19 protein-coding genes are annotated in these 21,574 nt (G+C 74.1%); 12 read left to right on the plus strand and 7 right to left on the minus strand.

Annotated elements, in window-relative coordinates:
- Positions 1–97 precede the first annotated feature (97 nt).
- Positions 98–664 carry an RNA polymerase sigma factor gene (locus ATL41_RS10095; RefSeq protein ID WP_342744434.1) on the plus strand — a complete coding sequence of 189 codons (567 nt, stop codon included), beginning with the start codon at positions 98–100 and terminating at the stop codon, positions 662–664.
- A 49-nt stretch (positions 665–713) separates the two neighbouring features.
- A complete protein-coding gene (locus tag ATL41_RS10100) occupies positions 714–1,613 on the plus strand; it encodes a hypothetical protein (RefSeq protein ID WP_098458358.1) in 900 nt (299 codons plus the stop codon).
- A gap of 202 nt (positions 1,614–1,815) precedes the next feature.
- Here the strand turns inward: ATL41_RS10100 and ATL41_RS10105 are convergent, their stop codons facing one another.
- Complete coding sequence (locus ATL41_RS10105) at positions 1,816–2,301, minus strand: DUF3806 domain-containing protein (RefSeq protein WP_169924548.1); 486 nt, start codon at positions 2,299–2,301, stop codon at positions 1,816–1,818.
- Positions 2,302–2,524: 223 nt separating this feature from the next.
- Between ATL41_RS10105 and ATL41_RS10110 the strand changes: the two genes are divergently transcribed.
- The 3 genes from ATL41_RS10110 (at position 2,525) to ATL41_RS10120 (ending at position 7,930) form a co-directional block, all read left to right on the plus strand.
- Positions 2,525–2,962 carry an OsmC family peroxiredoxin gene (locus tag ATL41_RS10110; protein ID WP_098458360.1) on the plus strand — a complete coding sequence of 146 codons (438 nt, stop codon included), beginning with the start codon at positions 2,525–2,527 and terminating at the stop codon, positions 2,960–2,962.
- A 192-nt stretch (positions 2,963–3,154) separates the two neighbouring features.
- A complete protein-coding gene (locus ATL41_RS10115; RefSeq protein WP_245854918.1) occupies positions 3,155–6,085 on the plus strand; it encodes an FAD-binding and (Fe-S)-binding domain-containing protein in 2,931 nt (976 codons plus the stop codon).
- Between the two features lie 108 nt (positions 6,086–6,193).
- Positions 6,194–7,930, plus strand: coding sequence for a restriction system modified-DNA reader domain-containing protein (locus ATL41_RS10120; protein ID WP_098458362.1), 1,737 nt, complete (start codon positions 6,194–6,196; stop codon positions 7,928–7,930).
- An 8-nt stretch (positions 7,931–7,938) separates the two neighbouring features.
- Here ATL41_RS10120 and ATL41_RS10125 read toward each other — a convergent pair whose 3' ends face one another.
- From ATL41_RS10125 to ATL41_RS10135, 3 genes are read right to left on the minus strand one after another with little or no spacing between them, the layout of a single operon-like run.
- Positions 7,939–8,922 carry an alpha/beta hydrolase gene (locus ATL41_RS10125; protein ID WP_098458363.1) on the minus strand — a complete coding sequence of 328 codons (984 nt, stop codon included), beginning with the start codon at positions 8,920–8,922 and terminating at the stop codon, positions 7,939–7,941.
- Entirely contained in the window at positions 8,919–9,875 is a 957-nt protein-coding gene (locus ATL41_RS10130) for a zinc-binding dehydrogenase (protein WP_098458364.1), read from the minus strand. Before ATL41_RS10130 ends, ATL41_RS10125 begins: the two co-directional genes overlap by 4 nt.
- 60 nt (positions 9,876–9,935) lie before the next feature.
- Positions 9,936–10,667, minus strand: a complete 732-nt coding sequence (locus tag ATL41_RS10135) for a maleylpyruvate isomerase N-terminal domain-containing protein (protein WP_098459046.1) — start codon at positions 10,665–10,667, stop codon at positions 9,936–9,938.
- A gap of 88 nt (positions 10,668–10,755) precedes the next feature.
- Between ATL41_RS10135 and ATL41_RS13185 the strand changes: the two genes are divergently transcribed.
- Together ATL41_RS13185 and ATL41_RS10140 are read left to right on the plus strand one after the other, a co-directional pair.
- Positions 10,756–10,911: a hypothetical protein gene (locus ATL41_RS13185; RefSeq protein WP_169924549.1), complete on the plus strand. Its 156-nt coding sequence runs from the start codon at positions 10,756–10,758 to the stop codon at positions 10,909–10,911.
- A 9-nt stretch (positions 10,912–10,920) separates the two neighbouring features.
- Positions 10,921–11,931 (plus strand): hypothetical protein, encoded by a 1,011-nt coding sequence (locus tag ATL41_RS10140; RefSeq protein WP_098458365.1) that lies wholly within the window; start codon positions 10,921–10,923, stop codon positions 11,929–11,931.
- Here the strand turns inward: ATL41_RS10140 and metX are convergent.
- Both metX and ATL41_RS10150 read right to left on the minus strand, forming a co-directional pair.
- Positions 11,891–13,162 (minus strand): homoserine O-acetyltransferase MetX, encoded by a 1,272-nt coding sequence (gene metX / locus ATL41_RS10145; protein WP_098458366.1) that lies wholly within the window; start codon positions 13,160–13,162, stop codon positions 11,891–11,893. The genes ATL41_RS10140 and metX overlap by 41 nt on opposite strands.
- 128 nt (positions 13,163–13,290) lie before the next feature.
- Positions 13,291–14,628, minus strand: a complete 1,338-nt coding sequence (locus tag ATL41_RS10150) for a bifunctional o-acetylhomoserine/o-acetylserine sulfhydrylase (RefSeq protein WP_098458367.1) — start codon at positions 14,626–14,628, stop codon at positions 13,291–13,293.
- Positions 14,629–15,060: 432 nt separating this feature from the next.
- Between ATL41_RS10150 and ATL41_RS10155 the strand changes: the two genes are divergently transcribed.
- Positions 15,061–16,524 carry a C40 family peptidase gene (locus tag ATL41_RS10155; RefSeq protein ID WP_098458368.1) on the plus strand — a complete coding sequence of 488 codons (1,464 nt, stop codon included), beginning with the start codon at positions 15,061–15,063 and terminating at the stop codon, positions 16,522–16,524.
- 201 nt (positions 16,525–16,725) lie between these two features.
- On the opposite strand, the gene ATL41_RS10160 is transcribed toward ATL41_RS10155, so the two are convergent.
- A complete protein-coding gene (locus ATL41_RS10160) occupies positions 16,726–17,220 on the minus strand; it encodes an inorganic diphosphatase (RefSeq protein WP_098458369.1) in 495 nt (164 codons plus the stop codon).
- A 170-nt stretch (positions 17,221–17,390) separates the two neighbouring features.
- Between ATL41_RS10160 and dacB the strand changes: the two genes are divergently transcribed.
- The 4 genes from dacB to hpt are packed head-to-tail and all read left to right on the plus strand — an operon-like array spanning position 17,391 to position 21,491.
- Complete coding sequence (gene dacB / locus ATL41_RS10165) at positions 17,391–18,806, plus strand: D-alanyl-D-alanine carboxypeptidase/D-alanyl-D-alanine endopeptidase (RefSeq protein WP_098458370.1); 1,416 nt, start codon at positions 17,391–17,393, stop codon at positions 18,804–18,806.
- Positions 18,803–19,885 carry a zinc-dependent metalloprotease gene (locus ATL41_RS10170; RefSeq protein WP_098459047.1) on the plus strand — a complete coding sequence of 361 codons (1,083 nt, stop codon included), beginning with the start codon at positions 18,803–18,805 and terminating at the stop codon, positions 19,883–19,885. The genes dacB and ATL41_RS10170 overlap by 4 nt, the downstream gene beginning before the upstream one ends.
- Entirely contained in the window at positions 19,882–20,982 is a 1,101-nt protein-coding gene (tilS, locus tag ATL41_RS10175; protein WP_098459048.1) for a tRNA lysidine(34) synthetase TilS, read from the plus strand. Before ATL41_RS10170 ends, tilS begins: the two co-directional genes overlap by 4 nt.
- The gene (hpt, locus tag ATL41_RS10180; RefSeq protein ID WP_098458371.1) at positions 20,937–21,491 is read left to right on the plus strand and encodes a hypoxanthine phosphoribosyltransferase; all 555 of its coding nucleotides are present in this window, start codon (positions 20,937–20,939) and stop codon (positions 21,489–21,491) included. The genes tilS and hpt overlap by 46 nt, the downstream gene beginning before the upstream one ends.
- The last annotated feature ends 83 nt before the right edge of the window (positions 21,492–21,574 follow it).

Here is a 21,574-nt window from a genome sequence, read left to right on the forward strand (position 1 = left end):
GTACCCCCAGTCTGGTCCCGCGCACGCCAAGGTTCAACGGCGCGACCGGCACAGCGAGATTCCCCGGATCGCAGGGTGAGCCGCAAGGATGGGGGGTGTGGAGACACATGAGGAGGAGAGCGTCTGGTCGGTCGACCTGACGGACGAGCCGGAGGGCGGCGGGGGTGTGACGGGGCACGACCAGGTGTGGTTCGAGGGCATCTTCCGTACGCACGCCCCGGCGGTCCACCGCTACTTCGTGCGGCGCACGCACGTGGGCGAGGTGGACGACCTGACGGCGGAGACGTTCGTGGTGGCCTGGCGCCGGCGCGCCGACGTCCCGGACGGCGCGGAGCTGCCGTGGCTGTACCGCACGGCGGGCTTCCTGCTGGCGAACCACCACCGTAAGGGCCGCCCGGTCCCGGTCGACCGGCTCCCGGACCAGGTGGACCACGCCGACCCCGCCCACCTGGTCGTCGTCGACGAGTCGGTGCGGCAGGTGCTGATGTCCATGTCGTCGCGTGACCGCCAGGTTCTCGTGCTCAACGCGTGGGAGGGCCTCTCGGGGGACGACCTCGCGGCGGTGCTCGGCATCTCTCGCGGAGGTGCGGACGCGGCGCTGAGCCGGGCTCGCGCCCGGCTGCGGGAGCAGTGGGAGAGGCGCGAGGCGGTGGAGGGGCGATGACCAGCTCATGGAGATTCCCACGGACGACGGTGCGAGAAGGCGGGCTGAGATGACGGGGCGCGAGGACCAGGACCACCTGGTCGACGACGGTGTGCGCGACGTGGCGTTCGAGTCGCTCGTGCGCTGCGACCCTGCGGGCGCGAGCGTCCCGGACCCGGCGCGGCTGTGGCCGCTCGTGGTGGCGCGGACGCAGGAGGACGGCGCAGGCGAGTACGGATCGGCGGGGCCGCGGACGCCGCTCGTCGACGCGTCGGCGGCCGAGGGGGACGGTGGTGTCGTCGTGAGCCTTGCCGCGCGTCGTCGGCGCCGCTTCACGCGCGTCGCCGCGGCGGCTGCTGCCGCTGCGGTCGCGGTGGCTGGCGGGTACGCGATCGGCGTCCGGCAGGCGCCCGGTGCGCCCGACGTCGTCGCGTCGCGGGACTCCCTCGGTGCCGAGATGCTCGATGAGCCGTGGGAGGACGCGGCGCCGCAGCGGATCGTCTTCTCAGCGGCTGAGCTCCCGGACGGGCCCGACAGAGCGTCCGTGTGGGTGCTGGACCCGTCCGTGGACCCGAGCGCCCCGGCGTCGGACGAACCTGACGGCGGCGCGCTCGCGGACGACCTGTTCGAGCACGACGGCACGCTGTCGCGTGGGACGCTCGTGGGCGAGCTTCCGCTCGTGCCGGTCGACGAGGCTGTCGATCGCCTGGGAGACCCGGTCTACGCGGTGAGCCACACGCCCGGTGCGCCGCTCGAGGCGCCGACCTCGGACCCGGCGGACGTGCCGGAGGGGGAGGTGCCGTGGGGCGTCGTCGAGGTGACGATCACCGGCGCCGGTGTGACGAGCGAGATCGTCAGCGGGGCCGACGGTCGCGAGTGGGTCGTGCCCGTCTACGCGTTCGACGACGGTCGTGACAACGTCTGGCGCGTGCTTGCGCTGAGCGACGAGGCGATCGACCGGGTGCGCTGACACCTCGCCCCGCACGGGGCGGTCGAAGATGCCGCGCCTGTGGAGGCGCGGCCCAGGTCGGCGTGGGCGTAAGGGGAGCGCCGACGTCGTGCTGGATCACGGGAGCGGGCCCGCAGGAGCCCTGCGGGCCCGCTCCCGTGTGCGCCCTCGAGTCGGGGGCCTCGAGGGCGAGGGGCGAGCAGGTGCCCGCCCGGAGCAAGGCTCAGAACCGCGCTGCGTGCTTCCGCAGCTCGGGGCGCTGTGCCAGCTTGCTGGGGATCCAGGTCATCTCGGCCGTCGCGACCGGTGCGTGCTGGTGGAGGTAGGCGTCCATCCAGAGCATCTCCTTGGCCATCCAGCGGGTGGCGACGTCGCTCAGCGGCGATGCGACGGGGTTCCCGGCGGGGTCGGTCAGCAGGAGGGTCGTGGGGCGGCAGTCCGCGACGACGCGCCACTCGAGCTCCGGGCGGCGCGCACGCATGAGGTCGCCGACGACGACGCCGATCGCGTTGATCGACGTGTTCGGGTTCCAGCGGTCGGTCTCGGGCGTGCCGTGCCAGCGGCTGCAGTAGTCGATGTAGAGCGCCTGCACGGCAGCAGCGTTGTCGAGCCGCATCGTGGGCTCACGGAGGAACTCGCGGAGCTCCTCCATCCAGACGAGCTGCGCAGGGTCGGGTCGCTCGGTCCGCAGCGCGGTGCGCGGAGGCACGGCAGGCTCAACGGCACGAACGCCGCCAGAGGCGTCGGTCGACCAGGCGAACATCTTCATGCCCTACGTATCGGCACGCTCGTCCCGGAAGATGAGGCGCTGCCCGCGGAAAGAGGGGTGATCGAGCGGGTGAGGTCCGAGGTGAGGCTCGTTCGCCGTGCCGGTCGCGTCGACCGTCGCTACATTCGAAGGACAGCCACCGTCTCAGGCACTGGAGGACGCGATGCCCACGCGCAAGGCACGGACCGCATGGAACGGCACGCTCGAGCAGGGCTCGGGCCAGGTCGAGCTCACGAGCTCCGGGATCGGCACGTACGAGGTGTCCTTCCCCAGCCGCTCGGCTGACGAGGCCGGCGGCCGCACGAGCCCGGAGGAGCTCATCGCCGCAGCGCACTCGTCCTGCTACGCGATGCAGCTCAGCGCCCTGCTCGGGGAGGCGGGTTTCCCGCCCCAGGCCCTGCACGTCTCCGCCGAGGTCGGCCTCGGCCCGGACCCGGCGGGCGGATTCCAGATCCCCGACATCACCCTCACGGTGAGCGGCGAGGTCGAGGGCATCGACGAGGCGAAGTTCGTCGAGGTCGCCCAGGCCGCGAAGGACACGTGCCCGGTGAGCAAGGCGCTCGCGGGCACGTCGATCTCGCTCGAGGCATCGCTCGCCTGACAGACCCGCGGCGGGCTTCCCCTTCGTCGCCCGACGCACACGGACGGCCGCGACCGGCCTCGGTCGCGGTCGTCCGTGCGTCCCCGTGAGACGGCAGGGTCCAAGGTCTGAACCGCGGTCGGCGCGACGTGGGAAACTGGTCGGGTGGCCAGCACCCTCGAGACCCCACCAGCCCCTCAGCCCCTCGCCGACGTGGACACGTCCGCGCTCGTCGCGTCGCTGAGCGCCGCGGTCGAGGGCCAGGTCGACGGCTCGACGCTCCGGCGGGCCCAGTACTCGACCGACGCCTCCAACTACCGCGTCCCGCCCCAGGTCGTCGTCTTCCCGCGCAGCACCGACGACGTGCTCGCCGCGCTCGAGGTCGCCCGCGAGGCTGGGGTGCCCATCACGTCGCGGGGCGCCGGGACGTCGGTCGCAGGGAACGCCGTCGGCCCCGGCGTCGTCCTCGACTTCTCGAAGCACCTCAGCACGATCCACGAGATCGACCCCGAGGCGCGCACCGCGCGCATCGAGCCGGGCGTCGTCATGTCGAGCCTGCAGGCCGCGGCCGCGCCGCACGGCCTGCGCTTCGGTCCTGACCCCTCGACGCAGAACCGCGCGACCCTCGGCGGCATGATCGGCAACAACGCGTGCGGCCCGCACGCCGTCGCGTACGGCCGCACGGCCGACAACACCCTCGAGCTCGACGTCGTCGACGGGCGGGGACGCCGCTTCACGGCGGGCGCAGGCAAGGGCGCGCTCGACGTCGTGCCCGGGCTCGGCGACCTCGTCACCGCGAACATGGCGCTCATCCGCACCGAGCTCGGCCGCTTCGGCCGCCAGGTGTCGGGATACAGCCTCGAGCACCTGCTCCCCGAGAACGGCAGCGACCTCGCGAAGGCCCTCGTCGGCACCGAGGGCACGGTCGCGACGATCCTCGGCGCGACCGTCCGCCTCCACCCCGTCGCCGCGGCCCCCGTCCTCGTGTGCCTCGGCTACCCCGACATGCCGACCGCGGCCGACGACGTCCCGCGCCTCCTCGCCCTCGACCCCCTCGCGATCGAGGGCCTCGACGCACGCCTCGTCGAGGTCGTGCGCCGCCACAAGGGCGACGGCGCTGTCCCGCCGCTGCCGCCCGGCGGCGGCTGGCTCATGGTCGAGGTCACCGGCGCCGACGTCGAGGAGGCCCTCGGCAAGGCCTACGCGATCGCGGAGGCCGCGTCGACCGACGCGAAGACGGTCCTGCCGCCGGGTCCCGACGCGCGCGCCATGTGGCAGATCCGCGCCGACGGCGCGGGCCTCGGCGGCCGCACGCCGTCGGGCAACCAGGCGTGGCCCGGCTGGGAGGACGCCGCGGTGCCGCCGGAGCGGCTCGGCACGTACCTGCGCGAGTTCGAGGCCCTCATGGACTCGTACGACGTCGAGGGCCTGATGTTCGGCCACTTCGGCGACGGCTGCATGCACGTGCGCCTCGACGTGCCGCTCGAGCATGACGCCTCGGTGTTCCGCCGCTTCATCACGGACGCCGCGACGCTCGTCGCGTCGCACGGCGGCTCGCTCTCCGGCGAGCACGGCGACGGCCGCGCCCGCGGCGAGCTGCTGCCGCTCGTGTACAGCCCCGACGCCATCCGGCTCTTCGAGGAGTTCAAGGCCCTCTTCGACCCGGCCGACCTCCTCAACCCCGGGATCATCGTGCGGCCAGCCGCGATCGACGCCGACCTGCGTCGCCCCGCCGCCGCGCCCGTGCGCGTCGACCGCCCTGGGAAGAAGGGCACCGGCTTCGCCTTCGCCCACGACGACGGCGACTTCACCAAGGCCGTCCACCGCTGCACCGGCGTCGGCAAGTGCCGCGCGGACAGCTCCGCGTCGGGCGGGTTCATGTGCCCGTCGTACCAGGCGACCAAGGACGAGACCGACGTGACCCGCGGCCGCGCCCGCGTCCTGCAGGAGATGGTCAACGGTCGCCTCGTGCGCGGCGGCTGGCGCTCGCCCGAGGTGCACGCCGCGCTCGACCTGTGCCTGTCGTGCAAGGCGTGCTCGCGCGACTGCCCGGCCGGCGTCGACATGGCGGCGTTCAAGTCCGAGACGCTCTACCGCTCCTACCGCGGGCGCGTGCGGCCGGTCGACCACTACGCGCTCGGCTGGCTGCCCCGGTGGACCCGCCTCGTCACGGCGGTCCCCGGCCTCGCGTCGCTCGCGAACGCCGTGCTCGGCGTCCGCCCGATCGCCAAGGCTGTCATGACTCTCGGCGGCATGGACCCGCGCCGGACGATGGTCAGCTTCGCGACCGAGCCGTTCCGCAGGACGTGGCGCCGCCGTCGCGCAGAGCTGGGCGTGACGCCGTCGAGCGAGGCGAAGGCCACGACCGGTGCCCTCGGCGTCGCGGGCGACCAGCCGCAGACGCCGGGCGTGCGCTCCCGCACCCAGGTCGTGCTGTGGACCGACTCGTTCAGCGACACCCTCGCCCCGAGCGTCCCCGAGGCCGCCGTCAAGGTGCTCGTCGCCGCCGGCTACGACGTGATCGTCCCCGAGGACGAGGCCTGCTGCGGCCTCACCTGGATCTCGACGGGCCAGCTCGACGGCGCCCGCAAGCGCCTCGAGAACCTCCTCGGCATCCTCGGCCCGTTCGCGGTCAACGGCGTGCCGATCGTCGGCCTCGAGCCGTCCTGCACGGGCGTGCTGCGCTCCGACCTGCTCGAGCTCCTGCCGGACGACCCGCGCGCCCACGCCGTCGCCCGCGCGACGCACACGCTCGCCGAGCTGCTCACGGCGCCCGCGCCGCTCGGCCCCGACCCCGACGTCTGGCAGGTCCCCGACCTGTCCGACGTGACCGCCGTCGTGCAGCCGCACTGCCACCACCACTCCGTCATGGGCTTCGCCGCGGACGAGGCGCTCATGCGCGACGCCGGGGCGACCATCACGACGCTCGCCGGCTGCTGCGGCCTCGCGGGGAACTTCGGCATGCAGAAGGGCCACTACGACGTGTCCGTCCAGGTCGCGGAGAACGCCCTGCTCCCGGCGCTGCGGGGCATGGCCGACGGCGACATGTACGTCGCCGACGGCTACTCGTGCCGCACCCAGGCGCTCGGCCTCGCCGACGTGCGGGGCAAGGCGCTCGCAGAGCTGCTCGCCGAGCACCTCTGAGGGCCCGTCTTCATCCTTCCCGAGCAAGGGCTTTCCTCGTAGCATGGGCGCGAGCGACCAGTCCGGGGGGACGCGCGCGGCGCTCGAGGACAGTTCGGGGGAAGTGCCTTGCCCATCTATGAGATCGACTCGGACCGGGTCGTGCCCGTGCCGTCGATGCAGCCCGCGCCCGTGGCGTTCCTGCCCGAGGCGCGCAGCGTCGTCGAGCACCACCTCGACGCGCTCCTCGGCGAGCCCGTCATGCCCGTGCACCACGCGCAGCCTGGCGAGGACGCCCCGTACCTGACGGCGCTCGACGCGCACGGCGCGGTCGTGGCCGTCGAGCTCGTCGGCATGCTCGACGACGCCGCGCTCGTCGCGGCGCTCGGCCGCGCGGGCCGCGCCGGCCGTCAGTCCCGCGGCGAGCTCGTCGCAGGCTACGACCGTGGCGCCGAGGCGTTCGGCACCGACCACGCGATGTTCCTCGCGCGTGTCCCGACGCTCGGCGCGACGCAGCCGCACGTCCGCACGGGCGGCGTCCGCCTCGTGCTCGTGTGCGCCTCCGCGGCCCTGACGACGGTCGACGCGCTCGACTTCCTCCGCCAGCCCGGCATGCAGGTCGACGTCTTCCGCCTCGGCGTCGTCCGCGCGCCCGACGGGCGCCGCTACGTCGACGTGTCCCCGCTCGGCGACAGCGCCCGCGGCCCGCGCGGCATGGAGTCGATGCCGTCCGCGGCATCCGCCACCTCGTCGCCGTCCGCGCGCACCGCGCACGCCTCGGCGCAGCCCGACGCCGCCCGACCTGCCGCGACGCAGGCAGGGGCGGCGACGTCGGCACCTTCTGGCGGCCAGGCACCGGGCCCGCGGCCGGTCCCGCCCGCGGGGGCCCCCGCGCCGCTCGCACCCGCGGCGGTGCACGCCCCTGCCGCCGTCGCTCCCGCTGGCCCGTACGCGCCCATCGCTGGTGGCGCGGCCGCCGCGCACGTACCCGGCGCGGGCGCTGCCGCCGCGCACGTACCCGGCGCTGGTGGTGCTGCCGCCGTCGCGCACGCGCCGCTCGCCCCCGCACCTGCCGTCCCCGCCGCGAAGCCGCACCAGCACGCAGCGACCAGCGCCGCGGCCGGCTACGCCGCCGCGATGGCGCACGCGCCGGCGAGCGTCGGCCTGGCCCCGGCCCTCGCGCCCGGCTCGGCGATCGAGGTCGACCCGCTCCCCGTCGCCGCGGAGGCGACTGAGCAAGAGATCGTCGGCGGCCAGGTCGCGGACCTGGGCGCCTCGAGCGCCGCAGTCGTCACGCCGACCGCCCGCGCCAAGCGCACCGTCACGTTCGGCTCGGCCGGCCCGGTCGCCTCGACCACGCCGCGCCTCGGCGGCCCCGCGCCGTCGATCACCGGTGCGGCGACGCACCCGGCCGCGTTCGCGGGCGCGCGCTCGCGCGCACGGCTCGCGTCGGTCGAGGAGACGTCGATCGACACCAACCCGAACGACCTCTCCACCCTGCGCGAGTCCTCGCGCAGCTACGCGGCCGCCATGTCGTACGGCGACGTCACCGAGCCCGTGCCACCGCCGCGCAGCCCGCGTCAGCCGGTACCCCAGGGGTGGCGCGACGCGGCGCTCAAGCAGCTCGCGAGCCGGCTCGGCGAGCCGACACCGCTGCTCTGGGTCCGCCACCGCCGCAACGAGCGCTTCGAGGTGACGCTCCACCCGGACGGCGTGATCGAGCTGCCCGACGGCCGCCGCTTCATGTCGCCGGACGTCGCCGCGACGATCGTGTCCGGTGCCGAGCACACGGTCGACGGCTGGGGCGCGTGGCGTGTCGGCGAGGAGACCGGTCCGACGCTGCGCGACCTGCGCGCGAACGGCTGATCAGCCGCTCACTGCCAGCCGTACGCGACGACCCAGCGCGTGATCTGCTCGTAGAACACGGCCCGCGGGCCGGGGCGCGACAGCGCGAGGTCGTGGATCCCGCCGGGTACCCGCACGAGGGTCACGACGTTGCCCAGGTTGGGCACGCGCCGGGCGATCGCCTCGACGTCGAGCACCGCGTCCGCCTCGCGCATGTCCTCGCTCCAGCGGGGGCTGATCGCGGACCGCCCCGACAGGAGGGTCAGCACGGGCACGTCGAGGTTCAGCCCGCGCGCGACGGCCGCGTGTCCCGCGAGGATCGCGTTGAGCCAGCCGGCGCGCACGGGGAACGACGGCGTCGGCCGCCAGCGCGGGTCCGTGTCCCACTCGCCGCCCGAGGCACGGTCGACCGTCCGCGAGTAGAAGCCCGGGTCGATGTTCGGGAGCGCCGTGCGCGGCTGGAAGCGTGCGAGCTGCGCGATCGCCGGCGCGGACACGGTGCGTGCGACCGACGAGCCCTGCAGCTCGAGCCAGGGCGAGTTGAGCACGAGCCCGGAGACGACGCCCGGGTGGCGGTCCGCCCACAGTGCGGCGGTCAGGCCGCCCGTCGAGTGCGCCATGAGCAGGAGCGACGCGTGCGACCCGAGCTCGGCGCGGATCACGTCGAGCGCGGCCGCGATGTCCTCGTCGTACGTCGTGAGGTCCTCGACGTAGCCGGGGGTCTGGTGCGCGCGCATCGAGCGGCCGTACTTGCGCAGGTCGAGCGCGTAGAACGCGACGCCCTGGGCGTGCCAGTAGGCGGCGAGCTCGGTGTGGAAGAAGTAGTCCGACCAGCCGTGCAGGTAGAGCACGGCACGCGCGGGGCGCGGGAACGGGTCGGGCTCGGGCGCGAACCGCACGAGGGTCGCGACGACGTCGCCCTCGTCGTCGGCGGCCAGGTCGAGGTCGAGAGCCCGGAAGTCAGGGCCGAGGACGTCCTGCCGCCACCCGGGCGGGTAGCGGCGCGGGCTCACGGGAGGACCACGACCTTCCCGAAGTGCGTGCCCTCGGCGAGAAGCTCGATCCCTCGGGCCGTCTCCGCGAGCGGCACCTCGAGCGCGATCGTGGGGCGCAGGTCGTGCGCACCGAGGAACGCGAGCAGCGCGGCGAGGTCCTCGCGACGGCCCATCGTGACGCCCTGGACGCGGATCTCCTGGAAGAAGATGCGGGTGAGCTGGGCGGCGTCGGCGTCGCCCGTCGTCGCTCCGGCGACCGCGATCGTGCCGCCGGGGCGCACGCTCGCGGCGGAGTGCGCCCAGGTGGCGCGGCCGACCGTCTCGACGACGGCGTCGACCTTGCGGGGGAGACGAGCCCCGGGCTCGAGGGTGGTCGCGCCGAGCGCGGCTGCGCGTTCGCGCTTCTCGGCAGAGCGGCTCGTCGCGAAGACCTCGAGACCCGCAGCGACGCCGAGAGCGATCGCAGCCGACGAGACGCCGCCGCCCGCGCCCTGCACGAGGACGCTGTTGCCCGGGCGCAGGTCGGCGGCGCGGAAGAGCAACGAGTAGGCGGTGAGCCACGCGGTGGGCAGGCACGCAGCCTCGGCGAACGACAGCGAGGCGGGCTTGTCGATCAGGTTCGCGGTCGGGACGGCGACCTGCTCGGCGAGCGTGCCGGGGTACTTCTCGGAGAGGAGCGTGCGGCGCTCGCGCGGGCCGACACCGTGGCCGTCGGCACCGATGACGCCGTGCACGACGACCTCGCGCCCGTCCGGGGTGACACCTGCGGCGTCGGTCCCGAGGATCATCGGCAGCGCCTCGTCCGGCAGGCCGACGCCGCGCAGCGACCACAGGTCGTGGTGGTTGAGCGAGGCGGCCCGGACGTCGACGACCGTCCAGCTCTCGCGCGGCTCGGGCGCGGGACGTTCCCCGACGACGAGGCCGCTCAGCGGATCGGTGGGGGACGTCGACGCAGCGTAGGCAGCCAGCATGCCCCTAACATACCGACCTGCTCCGGCCGCGCCAGGGGCTCGGGGCCGGGCGTGCGCTGGTCAGAACAGCGGGAGCATCCGACCGAGGTCGGGGACGCCGGTCGCGGTGTCGCCCGTGCTCAGCGCGCGGGCGAGTGCGTCGACGTCGTAGGGCTGGCGCCCGCTCGCGAGACGCACCCAGAGCAGCGGCTCGACGACCTCGAGCCGCCAGCCGCCGCGGGTGACGACGATCCTGAGGAGCTCGTCGGCGACGATGCGGGTCGCCTCGGGGGCGCGGGGGTCCGCCGGGCCGGTCGAGTCGACCGTGCCGTGCAGGGAGGTGACCAGGTCGTCGGCGTGGACGACGAGCTCGATGAGCCGGGACACGGCGAGCTCACGCAGCTTGATCGGGGCGCGGCGGGCCTGGACGACGCGGTCGCCGTCGTCGCCGAGCGCCACAAGGTGGTCGAGGGCGTCGCGGGCCATCTCACGCACGGTGGCCTGCGGCGTCGCGGCGATCTCCTGCGCGAGGTCCTTCGTCGTGTCGGTGATCTCCTGCGCGCGGCCGGGGTAGGTGCCAAGGTACTCGGCGAGGCTCAGCGGCTTCGTGCCGGGAGGGCACGGCATCGCGGCGGTGACCGCGCTCATCGCGCGGCCGAGGTGGGCGAGCAGCTCTCCGTTGGTCCAACCCGGCAGGGCACTCGGCTGGTCCGCGGTACCGAGCAGGTCGTCGCCGAGCGGCTCGAGCCACCGCTCGAGGCGCTCCCACTGGCGGTTGAGGGCTGCGGCGACGTCGGCGAGAGGCGTGGTCATGGCACCGATCATGCCACCGGACGGGCGTCCTGACCTGGGCAGGTGCCCGTGTCCCCGTCACCTGCGGGTCCGGTGGCGACGAGGTCATGTGGGACGACGCGTCTCCGGGCACGATCGCTTCTCCGCGGCTGACACGATCGGCAACCGGCTCGAGCTCCTCGAGGCACGCGCCTGGGCCGACCTCGCGCCTCCCGCGCCGTCGACCCGGCCCAGGACCGTGGTCGCCGCGTCGTCGCGGACCTAGGTTGGGCTCATGAGAACGGTCGCGCGCCGGGTCCTCGTCGTGGTGCTCGTGGCCGCGGCGGTCCTCGGGGTGCCGGGCACTCTCGCGGCAGGATGGGCGCACCGCGTCGTGGGCGACCCGGACTCGTACGCGTCGGCGATGTCGCAGATCGCCGATGACGACGAGCTGCGTTCGGTCGCGTCAGCCGAGGTGAGCGGCAGGCTCCTCGACGCCGTCGACGTCGAGTCGGTCGTACGGCGGTCGCTCGACGCGACGCTCGGCCCGGCGAGGGACGGCGACCGGGTGCGCGAGGCCCTCGTCGCGACGTCGACGTCGTTCTTGCAGGCGACTGTGCGCGACGGCGTCGAGAGCGCGGTCGGCTCGAGCGCGGCGTCGGCGACGTGGGACCGGGCGAACCGCGCGATGCACGCCGGGCTGCGCTGGGTGCTGACGACCGGTGCGCCCTCGTCGGCGGGCGGCGCGGGCGTCGCCGGGGTGTCGGCGACGGGGGAGGTTCTCCTCGACCTGGGCGCGGTCGCCGACCAGGTCGTGGCACGCCTCGAGGCGGAGCGGCTCCCTGTGCCGGACGCGCTCAGGAGCGTGGACCTCACGGTCGTCGTGCTGGACCGGGAGGAGGTCGCTCAGGTCAGGACGGCGTACCGGTGGGCGGAGGTGGCGCGGCTGTGGGGCTGGTTCGCCGTCGTGCTCGCAGCCGCGGTTGCCCTGGCCCTGTCGAGACGGCGGGGCGCTGTGGGCGTGGTCCTCGGCGGGGGCGTCGTCCTGGCGTGCGCGACCGCCCGTGCGCTCGCGGGGACGGTCCCGGCAGTGCTGCAGCGCAGTGTGGACGCCCCCGAGAGCCTCGGAGGGCTCGTCGTCGCCCGAGGCGGCGAGGTGCTCGCGGACAGCCTGCGCGGGGCCCTCGTCCCGGGACTCTGGGGCGGTGGTGCCGCCCTGCTCGCCGCGGCCTGCGTCGTTGCGCTCGGCCGTGCGCCGTGGTCGCTCAGCGGCCGCGGACGGCCTCGGTCGCGAGGAACTCGGTGACGATCGGCCCGAGCTGGTCGAACTCGATGAGGAACCCGTCGTGCCCGTGCTCGGAGCGCAGGACGCGCAGGGGCGCGGCCGCCGGAAGGTGCCGGGCGAGGCGCGCGCAGTCGGCCGGCAGGAACAGCCGGTCCGAGTCGACGGCGACGACGAGCGCGCGCGCCTTGACGAGCGAGAGCGCGTGCTCGACGCCGCCCCGGTCGCGGCCGAGGTCGTGCGTGAGCATCGACTGCGTGAGCGCGAGATAGCTGTTCGCGTCGAAGCGCAGCGCGAGCTTGTGCGCGTGGTGGTCGAGGTAGGACTGCACGGCGTAGCGGCCGCCGCGCAGCGGGTCCTCGCCGCCCTGGGGGATGCGGCCGAAGCGCTGGTCGAGCTCGACGGCGCTGCGGTACGTCGCGTGGGCGATCTGCCTCGCGATGCCGAGGCCGACGTGCGGGCCCTCGCCGTCGGGCGCGTCGTAGTAGTCGCCGCCGCGGAAGCCGGGGTCGGCGAGGATCGCGGCGATCTGGGGGTGCGCCCAGGCGATCTGGTCGCCGGTCGTCTGCGCGCCGGACGCGATGACGCCGATCGCCGCGACGTCGATGCCGTGCTCCGGGCCGAGGAGCGCCCACTCGAGCACACGGAGCCCGCCCATGGACGCGCCGACGACGAACCGCCACGAGCGGACGCCGAGCGCCTCGGCGAGGCGGATCTCGGCGGCGACCTGGTCGCGGACCGTGACGTCGGGGAACCGGCTGCCCCACGGGCGACCGTCGGGGGCGTCGGACGCCGGGCCGGTCGAGCCCTGGCAGCCGCCGACGACGTTCGGGGCGACGACGAAGTACTTGTCCGTGTCGATCGGGGCGCCGGGCCCGATCATGTCCTGCCACCACCCGGGGCTGCGGTGGCCGGGGCCTGCGGGCCCGCTCACGTGCGAGTCGCCGGTGAGGGCGTGCAGGACGAGGATCGCGTTCGAGGCGTCGGCGTCGAGCTCGCCCCACGTCTCGTAGGCGACGGTCACGTCGGGGAGGAGCTGGCCGGACTCGAGGTCGAGGTCGCCGACGTCGACGAACTTGCGGTCGCCCGGCTCGTCGCCGGGGCGCCAGGCGCCGGTCGCGGGCACGGGCGCCGTCGGGAGCGGGGTGCGGGGCGGGAACGCGGCGAGGCGCTGCGGCGCGCCCGCGAAGGCGGGGGCTCCTCGACGCGCGGACGAGCGGGGCCCGGGGCGCGCCGACGCGTCGTCGGTCCTCATGTCACGGGAATCTAGGGCCGGTGCGGCGCCGGGGCACGGCGTGTCCACGCTGTGAGCCTCGCGTCCGGACTGCGGACGCGAGGTCGAGGGCGGGGAGACGGCGGCACGCGGCGCCGCACCGGGACACATCAGGCGCCCTGCTCGATCGCGGCCTTGGCTGCGGTGAAGCCGGCGTCGAGGTCCGCGAGGATGTCGGCGATGTTCTCGAGGCCGACGCTCAGGCGGACGAGGCCCGGAGTGACGCCCGAGTACGCCTGCTGCTCGGGGGTGAGCTGCGAGTGCGTCGTCGACGCGGGGTGGATGACGAGCGAGCGCACGTCCCCGATGTTGGCGAGGTTCGAGTGCAGGCTCAGGCCGTCGACGAACGCCTTGCCGGCCTCGGCGCCACCGTCGAGCTCGAACGCGAGGACCGCGCCCGCGCCGCGCGGCAGGTACTTCTGCGCGTTCGCGTACCACTCGCTCGACGGCAGGCCGGCGTAGTGGACCTTGCGGACCTCGTCGCGCGCCTCAAGGTACTCGGCGACCTTCTGCGCGTTCTCGACGTGACGCTCGACGCGCAGCGAGAGGGTCTCGATGCCCTGCGCGATGAGGAACGCGTTGAACGGGCTGATCGCGGAGCCCAGGTCGCGCAGGAGCTGGACGCGCGCCTTGAGGATGAACGAGAGGTTCGCGCCGAACGCCGAGCCGACGCCGAGGTCACGCGCGTAGACGAGGCCGTGGTAGCTGTCGTCCGGCGTGTTGTAGTTCGGGAAACGCTCGGGGTGCTGGGCGTAGTCGAACGAGCCGCCGTCGACGATGACGCCGCCGATCGCGGTGCCGTGGCCGCCGAGGAACTTCGTCGCCGAGTGGACGACGACGTCCGCGCCCCACTGCAGCGGGTTGAGCAGGTAGGGGGTCGCGACGGTGTTGTCGACGACGAGCGGCACGCCGACCTCGTGCGCGATGCCCGCGACGGTCTCGATGTCGAGGACGTCGGAGCGCGGGTTCGGGATCGTCTCGGCGAAGAACAGCTTGGTGTTCGGGCGGACCGCGTCGCGCCACGCCTGCGGGTCGTGCGGGTCGGAGACGAAGGTCGTCTCGATGCCGATCTTCTTGAGCGTGTAGTGCAGCAGGTTGTACGTCCCGCCGTAGAGCGACGGGCTCGCGACGACGTGGTCGCCGGCCTCGGCGATGTTGAGGATCGCGAGGTGCGCGGCCGCCTGGCCGGACGACAGGAGGAGCGCGCCGACACCGCCCTCGAGCGAGGCGATGCGGTCCTCGACCGCGGTCTGGGTCGGGTTGCCGATGCGGGTGTAGATCGGGCCGAGGTCGGAGAGCGCGAAGCGCGCGGCGGCGGTGTCGGCGTCGGGGAAGACGAACGAGGTCGTCTGGTAGATCGGCAGGGCGCGGGCGCCGGTGGTCGGGTCGGGCGTCTGGCCGGCGTGGATCTGGCGGGTCTCGAACGACCAGCTGGCGGGGTTGCTCATGGGTGGCTCCTGGACTGTTGTGGCGGGGTCCTGCGGAGCGGCGGCCTGGGCTCGGCGCGTCGGGTGCTGTGAGCCAGGTGCGTCCACCGCTCGTGAGGAAGGGGGAGTGGTCCGCACCTGCGCGTCGCCACGGTGGCGGGAGGGCGTCGGCGACGACGGCTCCGGCCAGTCCGGGCATGCGGATGTGCGGCTGGTCAGCTACACATTCGACGGCTCATGCGGCTGACTCTAGGGCGGCTCTCCCGGTCGGCGATACGGGCGTCTCATCAGTTGGACGAACGTGAGACGCCGACCGGGCGTGCCGCCGCTGTGTGACTGGAGTGACTCCTGTGACTGTTGTGACAGATGTGACGCGAGTGATTGATGGGGCAGGTGTTCCCAACGGGGCGCAGGCCAGATAGCCTCGACCTGCTCACGTCCTGGAGGTCGTCCATGCTTCGTCCCGCCCGCCAGCGCGCCCGCCGGGTGCGCGGTGCTGCCGTCCTGGCCTCCTCGGCGCTGCTCCTGAGCCTCGGGGCAGCGGTCCCGGCGTTCGGCGACCCGACGGCACCGTCGTCCGACGACGTGAACCAGGCACGTCAGAACGAGGACGCCATCGCAGGCTCGGTCGCCCAGATGGAGGTCGAGCTCGCGACGCTCGGATCCGCCGCGCAGGCCGCCATGGATGCCGCCGCGACCGCGGGCGAGGAGTACCTCACGGCGACCGTCGAGCTCGAGGCCGCCCAGAAGGAGGCCGACGCGGCCGGGGCGCGGCTCACGACCGCGCTCGACCGCATGGAGGCCTCCCGCAAGATCCTCGTCGGGGTAGCCCTCGAGCAGTACCGCTCCGGCGGAGCCATCAAGAACCTCGAGGCGGTCCTGTCCGCCGACGGCATCACCGAGGTCATCGAACGCACGAGCTCCCTCGGCGTCGTCGGCTCCGTCGCCGACACCGCGGTGCAGCAGTACCGCGCCGACTCCCTCGTCGCCCAGAACCTCCAGGACCAGGCCGACAAGTCGCTCGCGCGCGCCACGAGCGCCGCGACCAAGGCTGACGCCGCCTACCGCACCGCCCAGGAGAAGCAGGAAGCGGCCGACGCCGCGCTCGCCCAGGGGGAGACGCGACGCGACGCGCTCATCGCGAGCCTCGCCGCCGCGCGCAACACGACCACGGAGCTCGAGCGCCAGCGGCAGGACGCCCTCGACGCCGAGCGCAAGCAGCGCGAGGAGGAGGCGGCCAAGCGCGAGCGCGAGCAGACGCCGCCGCCCGCCACGAACGCGCCGACGCAGACTCCGACGAGGACGCCCAGCACGTCCCCGACGAAGAAGCCGGCCAAGAAGCCCACCAAGACCCCGACGAAGACTCCGACGCAGGAGCCCACGCAGGCTCCGACCCAGGCGCCGACGCAGGCTCCCACGCAGGCGCCGACGCAGGCGCCCACCCAGGCGCCGACGCAGGCCCCGACGAAGTCGCCGACCCCGGCCCCGACCAAGACGCCGAAGCCGCCGGCGGACAACGTCCTCGGTACCGGGCGCTCGGTCGGCACGGCCGCGCAGGGCCTCGCGGCGGTCAAGTGGGCCAAGAAGCGCGTCGGCCTGCCCTACGGCTGGGGCGCTGCCGGTCCCGACGCGTACGACTGCTCGGGCCTGACGATGTCCGCATGGGCGGCGCAGGGCGTCGGCATCACGCGCACGTCGCGCTCGCAGTACCAGTACGTCAAGAAGATCAGCTACTCGCAGATGCGTCCCGGCGACCTGATCTTCTGGGCCACCAACACGTCCGACGCGTCGACGATCCACCACGTCGCGATGTACGCGGGCGACGGGATGATGGTCGAGGCCCCGCGCCCCGGCGTCGCGCTGCGCGTGACCCCGGTCCGCTACGCCAACACGATGCCGTACGCCGGCCGCCCCTGACCTGGGCCCGGACCCGGCTCCCGCTGACGACAGATCGCCCGCCTGCACACCTGACGTGTGCGGACGGGCGATCTGTGCGTGAGCCCGAGGCGGCTACCCGAAGGCCGGCTCGGCGCCCCACCCCTGGACGACAGATCGCCCGCCTGCACACCTGACGTGTGCGGACGGGCGATCTGTCGTGCGGGGCGCGGCCCCGGAAGCTCAGTGCGTGTAGCCGGAGTCGATCGCGCGCTGGCGGGACCGCTCGATCTCAGCCTCGGCCTCCTCGCGGCCGACCCAGTGGGCGCCCTCGACGGACTTGCCAGGCTCGAGGTCCTTGTAGACCTCGAAGAAGTGCTGGATCTCGAGACGGTGGTAGTCCGACACGTCGTCGATGTCCTGGCGCCATGCGGCGCGCTGGTCACCCGTCGGCACGCACAGCACCTTGTCGTCACCGCCGGCCTCGTCGCGCATGCGGAACATGCCGAGCGCGCGGCAGCGGATCAGGCACCCGGGGAACGTGGGCTCCTCGAGCAGCACGAGCGCGTCGAGCGGGTCGCCGTCCTCACCCAGGGTGCCCTCGATGAAGCCGTAGTCGTCCGGGTACCGGGTGGACGTGAACAGCATCCGGTCGAGGCGGATGCGGCCGGTGTGGTGGTCGACCTCGTACTTGTTGCGCTGCCCCTTGGGGATCTCGATCGTGACGTCGAACTCCACAGCTCTCCTCCAAGTGCCACGGCTGACCTGCGTGCCAGACCGGGCGTTTCGACTCTCGTGTGCGGGGGCGGTCGGCGTCATCGCTGATCCAGCCGCCCGCGGCTCTGCTCTAGTGTGACGCACGGACAGCGTATGTTGTGAACGAAGATCGATCGAGGGAAGGCGGGACGATGGGGCTCGCAGCGCGCGTGGCGGGGTTGACCGTCTCGTTCGTGCTCCTCGCGGGCGGTGGTTACGTGGTCGCCGACATCACCGACACGGTGCCCGGTTTCCTCACGAATGCGCCGGTCCCGGCCCCGGCGGCACCTTTCCCGACCATCGACGGCGCGGGTGACCTGCCCGAGCTCACGGCCGGCCTCGGCCCCCTGTCCCCGGACGCCGCTGTGCCGTCCGCCACAGAGGTCGAAAAGCTCGTGTCGAGGTTCGTCGACGAGGATGACAAGGTCGGCCCCGGTGTGGGTGTCCTCGTCGCTGACGCGCTCACCGGGACGGGTATCGCCGGCACCGGCGCGACGATCGGGCGCACGCCCGCGTCGACCGCGAAGCTCTTCACGGCAGCAGCCGCGCTCGGCTCGCCCGGGCCGGACCACACGCTCGACACCCGCACCGTCCTGGGGGCCGGTGAGCAGCTCTACCTCGTCGGGGGCGGCGACATGATGCTCGCGGCCGGTCGCGGCGACGCGTCCGCCGTCAACGGTCGTGCCGGCCTCGCCGACCTTGCTGCGCAGACCGCGCAGTCGCTCAAGCTCGCGGGGATCGACGCGGTGACGCTGCGTCTCGACGACTCGTTCTTCTCGGGCCCGACCGTCTCGCCCACGTGGGACAAGCGCAACGTCGAGGCCGGCTACGTCGCCCCGGTCACCGCGCTCGCGGTCGACGTCGGCCGCCGCACCGAGGGGGAGTACGTCCCGCGCTTCGCGGACCCGTCGCTCTCGGCCGCGCAGAAGTTCGCCGCCGCCCTCTCCGAGGTCGGCATCACCGTCAACGGCACGGTATCCCGGGCGGCCGCGCCCGCCGACGGCGACGAGACAGGGCGGGTGTCGTCGGCCCCGCTCTCAGAGGTCGTCGCGTACTTCCTGCAGACCTCCGACAACACGATCACCGAGGTGGTCGGGCGCGTCGTCGCCGCTGAGGCGGGCCTGCCCGCCTCGTTCGAGGGGGCGACCGCGGCTGTCCTCGCGGCGGTCGGCAGGCTCGGCGTCGACACGTCGACCGTCCGGCTCGCCGACTGCTCGGGCCTCGGCGACGGCTCCTCCGTCCAGCCGATCGTGCTCGTCAACCTGCTCCTCAAGATCGTCTCGCCGGACAACCCGCACCTGCGCGACCTCGCCGTCTCGCTCCCCGTCGCAGGCCTCTCGGGGACGCTCCACGAGCGCTTCACCGTGTCCCCGGCGCGCGGCCTCGTCCGCGCGAAGACCGGCTCGCTCCCCGGGGTCACCTCGCTCGCGGGTACGACGGTCACGAAGGACGGCCGGCTGCTCGTGTTCGTCGTCATGGCGGACAAGGTCCCCGACGGTGCCTCGTGGAACGCGCGGGCGACCGTCGACGCGTTCACGACGCGTCTGACGAGCTGCGGCTGCTCGTGACGGGAGCGTCGGACGCGGTCGACTGGCCCGTCGCCGACGCGGTCGGCAGCGGGCTCGTGCCCGCCGGGCCGACCGGCTCGCGCGACGAGCTCGCGGAGCACGTCGCCCTGCTGCGCGCGTCCGCGCAAGAGGCCGTGCCGCACGTCCTGCGCGTGACGGCGATGACCCCGGCCGACGGGAGGGACACGTCGGTCCCTGACGCGCTCTCGCGGGTCCTCGTCGTCGACCGTGCGACCTGGGTGCGCGCGGCCGCCGAGACGGCCCGCTCGATGCTCCCCGACCTCGCGCCGCCCGGCTCGAGCCCCGGGACGCTCGCGCGCGCCGCCGGCGGCGCCGAGATCGGTGCGGCGCTCGCGCTCGCCTCGACCCGCGTCCTCGGCCAGTTCGACCCGTTCGCACCCGCTCCCGGGCGGCTCCTGCTCGTCGCACCGAACATCCTCGGTGCCCAGCGCGGCCTCGACGCGCCCGCGCGTGACTTCGCGCTGTGGGTCTGCCTGCACGAGCAGACTCACGCGCTCCAGCTCGCCGCCGCGCCCTGGCTCGCGGACCACCTGCGCGCGCGTGTCGCCGAGCTGTCGGACGACGTCGCCCGCACGGGCCGCGAGCTCGCCGAGGGCCCGCTCCCGGCGCGGCTGCGCGCGTGGTGGCGGACGGCCGAGCGGTTCGTCTCGGCCGGTCGCGAGGCATCCCTCGCCTCCCGTGTGCTCACGCCGTCGCAGCGCGAGGTCATGGCCGAGATCGGTGCCGTCATGGCGCTGCTCGAGGGGCACGCGGACGTGATGATGGACGCCGTCGGCCCGCAGGTTGTGCCAGCCGTCCGCACGATCCGCAAGGGCTTCGACGCCCGACGCCGCGACACGAGCGGTCTGGCCCGCCAGCTCGGCCGCCTGCTCGGCATGGAGGAGAAGCTCGCGCAGTACACCGACGGCGCGGCCTTCGTGCGCGAGGTGCGGCGCGCGCACGGGCGCGACGCCGTCAACCTCGTCTGGGAGTCGCCCGAGAACCTGCCGACGGCCCGCGAGATCCACGACCCGGTCGCGTGGGGCCGCAGGCTCGGGCTGGGCGGCTCGCGGGCATGAGCCTGCCGCAGCCGCACCTCGTCGCGGGCCGCGGCGCGGTCCGGAGGGTGCTCGACGCGCTGCCCGACGGTGCGGTCGTCGTCGTCGGGTGCTCGGGCGGAGCGGACTCGCTCGCGCTCGTGGCGTGCGTCGCGCAGGAGACGCGCGGCCCGCGGGCCGCGCGCGGGCTCGTCGCACGAGCCGTCGTCGTCGACCACGGTATGCAGGAGGGCTCCGCGGACGTCGCGCGCCGTGCCGCCGCCGCGTGCGAGCGCCTCGGGCTCGCGGCGCGCGTCGTGCGGGTCGAGGTCGGGCGGGACGGCGGCCCGGAGGCTGCCGCGCGCACCGCGCGGTACGCCGCCCTCGAAGCCGCGCTCGACGCGGAGATCGATGCTGCCGGTGCGCCGGACGGCGTCGTGCTCGTGGGGCACACGCGCGACGACCAGGCCGAGACGGTGCTGCTCGGCCTCGCTCGCGGCGCGGGCGCCCGCTCGCTCGCGGGCATGCGCCCCGAGCGGGGGCGGTTGCGCCGCCCGTTCCTCGACCTCACCCGCGCCGACACGGAGGGCGTGTGCGCGGAGCTGGGCCTCGACGTCTGGCACGACCCGACGAACGTGCCGACGCCCGACGGCGGGGGGCCGCGTCGCTCGGTCGTGCGGCACCGCGTCCTGCCGGTCCTCGAGGACGCCCTCGGTCCGGGCGTCGCCGCGGCGCTCGCCCGGACGGCCGAGCAGCTCCGCGAGGACGACGACGCGCTCACGCAGCTCGCTGACGACCTCCTCGCCCGAGCGGCGGCCGCACCTCCCGACGAGGGGTACGACGTCGCGATCCTCGCCGAAGCGCCCGCGGCGGTGCGGCGCAGAGCCCTGCGCGCGGCTGCCGTGCAGGCTGGCAGCCCCGCGGGAGCGCTCACGCGGACCCACGTCCTCGCCCTCGACGCGCTCGTCGTCTCGTGGCACGGTCAGGGTGCCGTCCCGCTCCCGGGCCGCGTCGGCGGCACCCGATCCTGTGGCAGGCTTGTGCTGCACGCCCGCTCGGCGGGCACCCCCCGCACCCTGAGGAGAACTTCGTCGTGGACCTTTCCGACATCGGGAACGACCTCGAGTCCGTCCTGCTGAGCGAGCAGCAGCTGAACGACCGCCTGGCGGAGATGGCCGCTCAGATCGACGAGGACTACAAGGGTCAGGACCTCCTCCTCGTGGGTGTGCTCAAGGGCGCCGTCATGGTCATGGCGGACCTCGCGCGCCGCCTGCACCACCCGGCCGAGATGGACTGGATGGCCGTGTCGTCGTACGGCTCGGGCACCAAGTCCTCCGGCGTCGTCCGCATCCTCAAGGACCTCGACGCCGACCTCACGGGCCGCAACGTGCTCATCGTCGAGGACATCGTCGACTCGGGCCTGACGCTGTCCTGGCTGCTGTCGAACCTGCGCTCGCGCGGCCCGAAGAGCGTCGAGATCGCCGCGATGCTCCGCAAGCCCGAGGCCGTCAAGGTCGACCTCGACGTGCGCTACGTCGGCTTCGACATCCCGAACCAGTTCGTCGTGGGCTACGGCCTCGACTACGCGGAGAAGTACCGCAACCTGCCGTTCGTGGGCACGCTCGCGCCGCACGTCTACGAGAGCTGACGCACACACCTCCCGACGCCGGGGCCCTCGCCGGGCCCCGGCGTCGTGCTGTCCGCGCAGGCGCCGTGCGCGGCCCCCGCGAC

Origin of the sequence: Flavimobilis soli (genome assembly GCF_002564025.1) — a bacterium.
Taxonomy (GTDB): Bacteria; Actinomycetota; Actinomycetes; order Actinomycetales; family Cellulomonadaceae; genus Flavimobilis; species Flavimobilis soli.